We start from the raw sequence: 8,903 nt of genomic DNA, 5'->3' as shown, positions 1-8,903 counted from the left end.
CCCTGCTGCGCCGCGTCGCCGACCTGCTGGTGCGCGACCGCGAGCAGCTCGGACTGCTGGAGAGCCGCGACGCGGGCAAGACCGTCGAAGAGGGCCGGATCGACATCGACTGTGTCGCCGACGCCTTCCGCTACTTCGCCGACCTCGTCGCCGCCGAGGCCCCGGGCCGGGTCGTCGACGCGGGCACGCCCGAGGTCCACAGCGTCGTCGTGCACGAGCCCGTCGGCGTCTGCGCGCTGATCACCCCCTGGAACTACCCGCTGCTCCAGGCGAGTTGGAAGATCGCGCCCGCCCTCGCGGCCGGCAACACCTTCGTCGTCAAGCCCAGCGAGATCACCCCGCTGACGACGATCGCCCTCATCGACCTGCTCGTCGAGGCCGGCCTCCCGGCCGGTGTCGCCAACATCGTCACCGGGCCAGGGCACTCGGTCGGCGCCCGCCTCGCCGAACACCCCGACGTCGACCTCGTCTCCTTCACCGGTGGCCTGACCAGCGGCACGAAGGTGGCACAGGCCGCCGCCGTGACCGTCAAGAAGGTCGCCCTCGAACTCGGCGGCAAGAACCCCAACGTCGTCTTCGCCGACGCCTGCGCCACCGAGGAGGGCTTCGACACCGCCGTCGACCAGGCCCTCAACGCCGCCTTCATCCACAGCGGCCAGGTCTGCTCGGCGGGCTCCCGCCTCATCGTCGAGGAGACCGTCCGGGAACGCTTCGTCGCCGAACTCGCCCGCCGCGCCGCGAAGATCCGCCTCGGCCGCGGCACCGAGGACGGCGTCGAATGCGGCCCGCTCGTCTCCGAGCAGCAGCGCGCCAAGACCGAGGCGTACGTCGCCGGCGCCCTCGCCGAGGGCGCGGTGCTGCGCTCCGGCGGCAAGCGCCCCGAGCCGACCGCGACTCTGCCCGCCACCGGCCACTTCTACGAACCGACCGTCCTCGACCAGGGCCACCGCGAGATGACCGTCGTACGCGAGGAGGTCTTCGGACCGGTCCTCACCGTCGAGACCTTCCGCACCGAGGACGAGGCGGTCGCGCTCGCCAACGACACCGAGTACGGCCTCGCGGGCGCCGTATGGACCGCCGACGCGGGCCGCGCGCGCCGCGTCGCCGGACGGCTGCGGCACGGCACCGTCTGGATCAACGACTTCCACCCCTACCTCCCGCAGGCGGAGTGGGGCGGCTTCGGAAAGAGCGGTGTGGGCCGGGAACTGGGCCCCTCCGGACTCGCCGAGTACCGCGAGGCCAAGCACGTCTACCAGAACCTGGCGCCGAAGCCGGTGCGCTGGTTCGCGGGCTGACGCCGGCGGCTTGCTGACCTTGGCGGCTTGCCGACCCCGTCAACCTCAGCCCACTCAGGGGCGCGGGGAACTGCGCGACCAGCCACAACGCACCCGCACCCGAAGACACCACCCCCACCCCGGAGTTGCTCCTCATGCCTGAGACCCCCCATGTATACGACTACGTCGTCATCGGCGGCGGAACAGCCGGCTCCGTCATCGCCTCCCGCCTCACCGAGAACCCCGACGTCACCGTCGCCGTCATCGAGGGCGGCCCCAGCGACGTCGGCCGCGAGGACGTACTGACCCTGCGCCGCTGGATGGGACTCCTGGGCGGCGAGCTGGACTACGACTACCCGACCACCGAACAGCCGCGCGGCAACTCCCACATCCGGCACAGCCGCGCCCGTGTGCTCGGCGGCTGCTCCTCGCACAACACCCTCATCGCCTTCAAGCCGCTGCCGTCCGACTGGGACGAGTGGGAGGCGGCCGGCGCCAAGGGCTGGGGCGCGATATCGATGGAGGCGTACTACGCCCGCCTCCTCAACAACATCGTCCCCGTCGACGAGAAGGACCGGAACGCCATCGCCCGCGACTTCGTCGACGCGGCCCAGGAGGCGCTCGGCGTCCCGCGCGTCGAGGGCTTCAACAAGGCGCCCTTCACGGACGGCGTCGGCTTCTTCGACCTCGCCTACCACCCCGAGAACAACAAGCGGTCCAGCGCGTCCGTGGCGTATCTGCACCCGGTGATGGACGAGCGCCCCAACTTGACGATCCTCCTTGAGACTTGGGCGCACCGGCTGGAACTGAACGGCACCCGCGCCGAGGGCGTGCACGTCCGCACCAAGGACGGCGAGGAACTCCTCGTCCGGGCCCGCCGCGAGGTCGTCCTGTGCGCCGGCGCCGTCGACTCCCCGCGCCTGCTCCTGCACTCGGGCATCGGCCCCCGCAAGGACCTCGAAGCGCTCGGCATCCCCGTCGCCGTCGACCTCCTGGGCGTCGGCGAGAACCTCCTCGACCACCCCGAGTCGGTGATCGTCTGGGAGACCAACGGGCCGATCCCGGAGAACTCCGCGATGGACTCCGACGCGGGCCTGTTCGTGCGCCGCGACCCCCAACTCCCGGGCCCCGACCTGATGTTCCACTTCTACCAGGTCCCCTTCACCGACAACCCCGAGCGGATCGGCTACGAACGCCCCGAGTTCGGCGTCTCCATGACCCCGAACATCCCCAAGCCGAAGAGCCGCGGCCGGCTGTACCTGACCAGCGCCGACCCGTCGGTCAAACCCGCCCTGGACTTCCGCTACTTCACCGACGATGACGACTACGACGGCCGCACCCTCGTCGACGGCATCCGCATCGCCCGCGAGATCGCCGCCACCGAACCACTGGCCGGCTGGCTCAAGCGGGAAGTCGCCCCCGGCCCGGAGATCCTCGGCGACGCCGAACTGAGCGAGTACGCCCGCAAGGTCGCGCACACCGTCTACCACCCGGCGGGCACCTGCCGCATGGGCGCCGAGGCCGACGAACTGGCCGTGGTGGACCCCGAGTTGCGCATCCGCGGCCTGGACGGCATCCGCATCGCCGACGCCTCCGTCTTCCCGACCATGCCCGCCGTGAACCCGATGATCGGGGTGCTCATGGTCGGCGAACGGGCCGTTGACCTGATCGGGGGTGGTGCGTGATGAGTACCTCCACTGCCCCCAACAGCCCTGTGTTCTCGGTGGACGGCCTCTGGAAGGTCTTCGGCCCCAAGTCCGGGCAGATCCCGGCCGATCCCGAACTCGCCGCCCTCGCCGCCTCCGACCTGCGCACCCGCACCGGCTGCACCGCCGCCGTCCGTGACGTCTCCTTCGACGTCCGCAAGGGCGAGGTCTTCGTGGTGATGGGCCTGTCCGGCTCCGGCAAGTCCACCCTGGTCCGCTGCCTCACCCGCCTCATCGAACCCACGGCCGGCACCATCGCCATCGACGGCGAGGACGTTCGCGCCATGGACAGGTCCCGGCTGCGCGAACTCCGCCGCCACCGCGCCGCGATGGTCTTCCAGCACTTCGGCCTCCTCCCGCACCGCACGGTTCTCGACAACGTCGCCTACGGCCTGGAGATCCAGGGCATCGGCAAGGCCGAGCGCCGCCGCCGGGCCGCCGAGGTCGTCACCAAGGTCGGCCTGGAAGGCATGGAGCAGCGCCGCCCCGGCCAGCTGTCCGGCGGCCAGCGCCAACGTGTGGGCCTGGCCCGGGCGTTGGCGGTCGACCCCCAAGTCCTCCTCTTCGACGAGCCGTTCAGCGCGCTCGACCCGCTGATCCGGCGCGACATGCAGGAGGAGGTCGTCCGGCTGCACCGCGAGGAGGGCCGCACGATGGTCTTCATCACCCACGACCTCAACGAGGCGCTGAAGCTCGGCGACCGCATCGCCCTGATGCGCGACGGCCGCATCGTCCAACTCGGCACCCCCGAGGAGATCGTGGGCTCCCCGGCCGACGACTACGTCCGCGAGTTCGTACGGGACGTACCGCGCGCGGACGTCATGACGGTCCGTACGGCGATGCGGGCCGGGGACTGCGGAGGCCCGGAGCACCCCGGTGCGCTCGCGGCCGACGCGGTCGTCGCCGAGGCGATCAAGGTCGTGTCCCGCAGCGGAAAGCCCGCCTGCGTCGTGGAGGACGGCCGCTGTCTGGGCGTGGTCGACCAGGCCCGGCTGCTGGACGTCGTGGCAGGGGCGGAGCTCGCCGATATCGGCGAGGAGGCGGTCTGATGGCCACGGTCACCGCACCCGCCCCGCGCCTCGCCCTCCCCGGCGTCCTCCGGCACCGGGCCGCGCACAAGCTCCTGCTGCTCGCGCTCGCCGCGGCGGTCCTCGTGCCGCTCGCCAACGCCCACTGGTCCAGCGGCACTTGGCCGCACACTCTCACGGTCGACCTGTCCGGACCGCTGGGCCGGGCCAACGACTGGATCATCGACAACCGCGACAGCTCCCCGCTGTTCCTCTACTTCTTCGGCTACATCAGCAACGCCGTCGTCCTGTCCGTACGCGCCGTGTACCTGGTGCTGCTCGCCGCGGGCTGGGCGGGCGTCACCGCGTTCGGCGCCCTCGTCGCCTGGCGGGTCGCGGGCGTACGGCTCGCGATCGGGACCGGCGTCGCCTTCCTCGCCTGCGGGCTGCTCGGCATGTGGGTACCGACCATGCAGACCCTCGCCCTGATGGTGGTCGCGGTGCTCACCTCGGTCGTCGTGGGCGCGCTGCTCGGCCTGGCCGGCGGCCTCTCCGCACGCGCCGACCGCGCGCTGCGCCCGGTCCTGGACACCATGCAGGTGCTCCCGGCCTTCGCCTACCTCCTCCCCGTCGTCCTCGTCTTCGGCATCGGCGTCCCCGCGGCCGTCCTCGCCACCGTCGTCTACGCCGCCCCGCCCATGGCCCGCCTCACCGCCCTCGGTCTGCGCGACGCCGACCCGGAGGTGCTTGAGGCCGTCGAATCCCTCGGCGCCACCGGACGCCAACGCCTGTTGACCGCGCGGCTCCCGCTGGCCCGCAAGCAACTCCTCCTCGGCCTCAACCAGACGATCATGATGGCCCTCTCCATGGCCGTCATCGCCTCCGTCATCGGCGCCGGAGGCCTCGGCGACCGCGTCTACCAGGCCCTCGCCTCCGTGGACGTGGGCGCGGCCCTGGCCGCCGGCGTCCCGATCGTGCTCCTGGCCGTCGTACTGGACCGGGTCACGGCGGCGGCGGGCGAGCAGGCCGAGGAGCCCTCGGGGGAGCAGGGCGCCGGTCTCCGCCCCTGGCTGTACGCGTTCGGCGCCACCGTGGCCGTAGCGGTGGCTGTCCGCCTTGCCGGCGCCCTCGACTGGCCCACGGGCTGGACCCTCGGCGTCGCCGCACCCGTGAACCGCGTCGTCGACTGGATGACCGCTCACCTCTACTCCGGCGTCCCCTACCTCGGCGGCACCGCCGACTGGGCCGGCCACTTCACCACCTGGGTCCTGGACCCCGTACGCGACGGTCTGCAGTGGCTGCCGTGGTGGTCGGTGCTGCTGATCGTCGCCGCCCTCGCCTGGGTGATCGGCACCTGGCGCACCGCGCTCACCGCCGTCCTCGCCATGGCCGCGATCGGCGTGCTCGGCGTGTGGAAGCCGTCGCTCGACACCCTGTCGCAGGTACTGGCCGCCGTGGCCGTCACCCTCGTCCTCGGCTTCGCGACCGGCATCGCCGCCGCCCGCAGCGACCGCTTCGAACGCGCCCTGCGCCCCGTCCTCGACGTCTGCCAGACGATGCCGCAGTTCGTGTATCTGATCCCAGTCGTCGCCCTGTTCGGCGTAGGCCGCGCCCCCGCCGTCGCGGCGGCCGTCGTCTACGCCCTCCCCGCCGTCGTCCGCATCACCACCCAGGGCCTGCGCCAAGTCGACCCGGCCGCACTGGAGTCGGCCCGCTCGCTCGGCGCGACCAGCGCCCAGCAGCTGCGGCAGATCCAACTCCCGCTCGCCCGCCCGGCGTTGCTGCTCGCCGTCAACCAGGGTGTGGTGCTCGTCCTCGCCGTCGTCATCATCGGCGGCCTGGTGGGCGGTGGCGCGCTCGGCTACGACGCCGTGTTCGGCCTGGCCCAGGGCGACTTGGCGACCGGACTGGTCGCGGGCGCCGCGATCGTCTGCCTCGGTCTGATGCTCGACCGGGTCACCCAGCCGACGGAACGCCGCACCAAGAAGGGAGCGTGACATGCGAGTTCGTACGACTGCCGTGATGGGCACGCTGGTGTTGCTCACCGGCTGCGGCGCCGCCGACATGACCAAGCAGGCCTCGCCCTTCGCCAACGCGCAGGGTGCCAAGACCGTGACCCTCTCCGTCCAGTCCTGGGTGGGCGCGCAGGCCAACGTGGCTGTCGCGCAGTACCTGTTGGAGCACAAGCTCGGCTACCGCGTCGACACCGTCCAGGTCGACGAGGTCCCCGCTTGGGACGCGCTCAGCCAGGGCCGGGTCGACGCGATCCTGGAGGACTGGGGACACCCCGACCAGGAGAAGCGCTACGTCGACGACAAGAAGACGATCACGCGCGCGGGCGGCCTCGGGGTGACCGGGCACATCGGCTGGTACGTCCCGACCTACCTGGTCAAGCAGCACCCGGACATCACGAACTGGAAGAACCTCAACAAGTACTCCTCGCTGTTCCGCACCGCCGAGAGCGGCAACAAGGGCCAGTTGATGGACGGTTCGCCCTCCTACGTCACCAACGACAAGGCGCTGGTGGCCAACCTGAAGCTCAACTACCAGGTGGTGTTCGCCGGTTCGGAGGCCGCACAGATCACCCAGATGAAGCAGTTCGCCAAGGAGAAGAAGCCCTTCCTCACCTACTGGTACGCACCCCAGTGGCTGTTCAAGAAGGTCCCGATGACCGAGGTGAAACTCCCTGCCTACAAGGAGGGCTGTGACGCCGACGCGGCCAAGGTCGCCTGCGCCTACCCCCACACCCCGCTGCAGAAGTACCTCAACACGGACTTCGCGAAGAAGGGCGGCAAGGCGGCGGCCTTCCTGAAGAAGTTCAAGTGGACGACCGAGGACCAGAACGAGGTCTCCCTGATGATCGCCGACCAGAAGCTGTCCCCGGCGGACGCGGCGAAGAAGTGGGTGGACAGCCACCCCGCCACCTGGAAGGCATGGCTGTCCTGACCCCGCTCACCGCTTCGGTCGGCCGGCCGTCCCCTTCGGCTCACCGCGCTTCAGCTCGGCGACCATCCCCTGCAGCGCGCGTGCCGCCCAGCGCTGCAGCCCCGGCCCGAACGTGACGCGAGTGGCCCCGAGTTCACCGAGTTCGGTGGGCGAGGGGCCCTCGCCGTCCGGCCGCGCGAACACGTTGACGGGCCCCTGGATACCGGACCGCAGCAACGGCAGCAGGTCCGCCGGAGCCATGATCGGATAGACACAGTCGGCACCCGCCGCGACGTACAACGCGGCCCGCTCGATGGCGCGTTCGGCGTTGCCGTCACCGTGCACGAAGGTGTCGACCCGCGCGTTGACGAACAAATGGTCCGCCGCCACCGACCGCACCTCGGCGAGCCAGTCCGCGTGCTGACGCGGGTCCTTGAGAACACCCCCGTTGGAGTCCTCAAGGTTGCACCCGACCGCCCCCGCCTCCAGAAGCCGTTCCACCAGCTCCTTGGGCGCGAGTCCATATCCCCCTTCGACGTCCGCCGACACCGGCACGTCCACGGCCCGCACGATCCGCGCGACCGCCGCGAACATCTCGTCCGCCGGAGTCGCCCCGTCCTCGTACCCCAGCGAGGCGGCGACCCCGGCACTGGGCGTGGCGAGCGCCGGGAACCCGGCGTCCACGAACACCCGCGCACTCACCGCGTCCCAGGGCCCCGGCAACACCAACGGATCCCCGGGAAGCCGCCGCCGATGCAGCCTCCGAAACACCTCGACTCCGCTCACGGCCGGTAACCCCCGGGCTCGATACGACGGCTGACCATCACCCGGTTCCAGCTGTTGATGGCGGTGATCAGCCCGATGAGATGGGCGAGCCGGACGTCGTCGAAGTGCTCGGCGGCCCTGGCGTACACCGCGTCCGGCACGAAACCTGCCCCAGAGCCAGAAGCCTGGGAGGTGCCCCCGGTCAGCACGGTCACCGCCTCGGTCAGCGCGAGCGCGGCCCGCTCCCGCTCGTCGAAGACGCCCTCGGCCTCCTCCCACGCGGCCAGCAGGTCCAACTTCCCCTCGCTCACGCCGAGTTCGCGGGCGACGGCCAGATGCATGTCCAGGCAGAACGCGCAGTGGTTGAGCTGCGAGGCTCGGATCACGACGAGTTCGGCGAGCGCGGGATCGCCCAGCCCCTTCTTCGCGGCGGCGCTGAGCGCGGACATGGCCTGCCCGACCCCACGGTCCAACACCCGTGTCCGCACGGTCACTTGTGCTGTCCCGCCTTGTAGTGCCCCGGCACCATCCGCGTGCTCACCCCGAACCGGTTCCAGGCGTTGATCACCGTGATCGCGGCGATCAGCTGGGTCAGCTCGGCCTCCTCGAACTGCGCGGCGGCCCGGTCGTACACCTCGTCCGGTACGAAACCCTCCGTGAGGACCGTGATCGCCTCGGTCAGCTCGATCGCCGCGAGCTCCTTCTCGGTGTAGAAGTGCCGCGACTCCTCCCACGCCCCGAGCTGAATGATCCGCTCCACACTCTCGCCCGCCGCGAGCGCGTCCTTGGTGTGCATGTCGAGGCAGAACGCGCAGTGGTTGAGCTGTGAGGCGCGGATCTTCACCAGCTCCAGCAGCGTCGGGTCGAGCCCCCGCCGGGCCGCCGCGTCGAGGCGGACCATTGCCTTGTAGACCTCGGGGGCGTGCTCGGCCCAGTGCAGACGGGGGCTGTGTTCGGCGGCGTAGGGAGCTTGTTGTGCTGTGGTCATGCCTCGACCCTAGAAGCCAGGCAGCCCAGGAGTATGGTCCATTTCCATGGCGAAATCTTGGGCCACTTTGGGTGTAGACCTCCATCTCGAACCGACCGGCACCAGCATGGGGACCGGTACCGGCACAAGCGCCGGCACAGGTACCGGCATCGGAACGGGCACCGGTGTCCGCCGAGGCCTGACGGACGCGCTGCGCGACGCCGTCCGCACCGGCCGCCTCGCCCCCGGCACCCGGCTG

General features: G+C 71.0%; 8 protein-coding genes and 1 pseudogene. 6 read left to right on the top strand and 3 right to left on the bottom strand.

Annotated features, from left to right (window positions below; translation table 11 throughout):
- The 5 genes from R6V09_RS38790 to R6V09_RS38770 all read left to right on the top strand — a co-directional run.
- The coding region (locus R6V09_RS38790) for an aldehyde dehydrogenase family protein (protein WP_317886175.1) at positions 1 to 1,295 on the top strand (1,295 nt) is incomplete at its 5' end.
- Positions 1,296 to 1,429: 134 nt separating this feature from the next.
- Positions 1,430 to 2,959, top strand: a complete 1,530-nt coding sequence (locus tag R6V09_RS38785) for a GMC family oxidoreductase (RefSeq protein WP_317886174.1) — start codon at positions 1,430 to 1,432, stop codon at positions 2,957 to 2,959.
- Positions 2,959 to 4,029 carry a quaternary amine ABC transporter ATP-binding protein gene (locus R6V09_RS38780; protein ID WP_317886173.1) on the top strand — a complete coding sequence of 357 codons (1,071 nt, stop codon included), beginning with the start codon at positions 2,959 to 2,961 and terminating at the stop codon, positions 4,027 to 4,029. The genes R6V09_RS38785 and R6V09_RS38780 overlap by 1 nt, the downstream gene beginning before the upstream one ends.
- Positions 4,029 to 5,984: an ABC transporter permease gene (locus R6V09_RS38775; RefSeq protein WP_317886172.1), complete on the top strand. Its 1,956-nt coding sequence runs from the start codon at positions 4,029 to 4,031 to the stop codon at positions 5,982 to 5,984. The genes R6V09_RS38780 and R6V09_RS38775 overlap by 1 nt, the downstream gene beginning before the upstream one ends.
- Before the next feature lies 1 nt (position 5,985).
- Positions 5,986 to 6,933, top strand: coding sequence for an ABC transporter substrate-binding protein (locus tag R6V09_RS38770; protein WP_317886171.1), 948 nt, complete (start codon positions 5,986 to 5,988; stop codon positions 6,931 to 6,933).
- 6 nt (positions 6,934 to 6,939) lie between these two features.
- Here R6V09_RS38770 and R6V09_RS38765 read toward each other — a convergent pair whose 3' ends face one another.
- Genes R6V09_RS38765 through R6V09_RS38755 form a run of 3 tightly spaced genes read right to left on the bottom strand, consistent with a single transcriptional unit; the run spans position 6,940 to position 8,665 of the window.
- Complete coding sequence (locus tag R6V09_RS38765) at positions 6,940 to 7,698, bottom strand: isocitrate lyase/PEP mutase family protein (RefSeq protein ID WP_317886170.1); 759 nt, start codon at positions 7,696 to 7,698, stop codon at positions 6,940 to 6,942.
- Positions 7,695 to 8,171 (bottom strand): carboxymuconolactone decarboxylase family protein, encoded by a 477-nt coding sequence (locus R6V09_RS38760; protein WP_317886169.1) that lies wholly within the window; start codon positions 8,169 to 8,171, stop codon positions 7,695 to 7,697. The genes R6V09_RS38765 and R6V09_RS38760 overlap by 4 nt, the downstream gene beginning before the upstream one ends.
- A complete protein-coding gene (locus tag R6V09_RS38755; RefSeq protein WP_317886168.1) occupies positions 8,168 to 8,665 on the bottom strand; it encodes a carboxymuconolactone decarboxylase family protein in 498 nt (165 codons plus the stop codon). Before R6V09_RS38755 ends, R6V09_RS38760 begins: the two co-directional genes overlap by 4 nt.
- A gap of 46 nt (positions 8,666 to 8,711) precedes the next feature.
- Here R6V09_RS38755 and R6V09_RS38750 point away from each other — a divergent pair.
- Positions 8,712 to 8,903 (top strand): annotated as a pseudogene (locus R6V09_RS38750) (hypothetical protein); the annotation flags it as partial.

Source organism: Streptomyces sp. W16, from assembly GCF_033194735.1.
In the GTDB taxonomy this organism is placed as follows: domain Bacteria; phylum Actinomycetota; class Actinomycetes; order Streptomycetales; family Streptomycetaceae; genus Streptomyces.
The sequence above is the reverse complement of the archived record's forward strand: the minus strand, read 5'-3'. Positions and strand labels throughout refer to the sequence as shown.

Coding starts and splice junctions, on each gene's coding strand:
- R6V09_RS38755 (WP_317886168.1), bottom strand. CDS start 8,665: ATGACCACAGCACAACAAGCTCCCTACGCCGCCGAACACAGCCCCCGT.
- R6V09_RS38770 (WP_317886171.1), top strand. CDS start 5,986: ATGCGAGTTCGTACGACTGCCGTGATGGGCACGCTGGTGTTGCTCACC.
- R6V09_RS38780 (WP_317886173.1), top strand. CDS start 2,959: ATGAGTACCTCCACTGCCCCCAACAGCCCTGTGTTCTCGGTGGACGGC.
- R6V09_RS38785 (WP_317886174.1), top strand. CDS start 1,430: ATGCCTGAGACCCCCCATGTATACGACTACGTCGTCATCGGCGGCGGA.
- R6V09_RS38775 (WP_317886172.1), top strand. CDS start 4,029: ATGGCCACGGTCACCGCACCCGCCCCGCGCCTCGCCCTCCCCGGCGTC.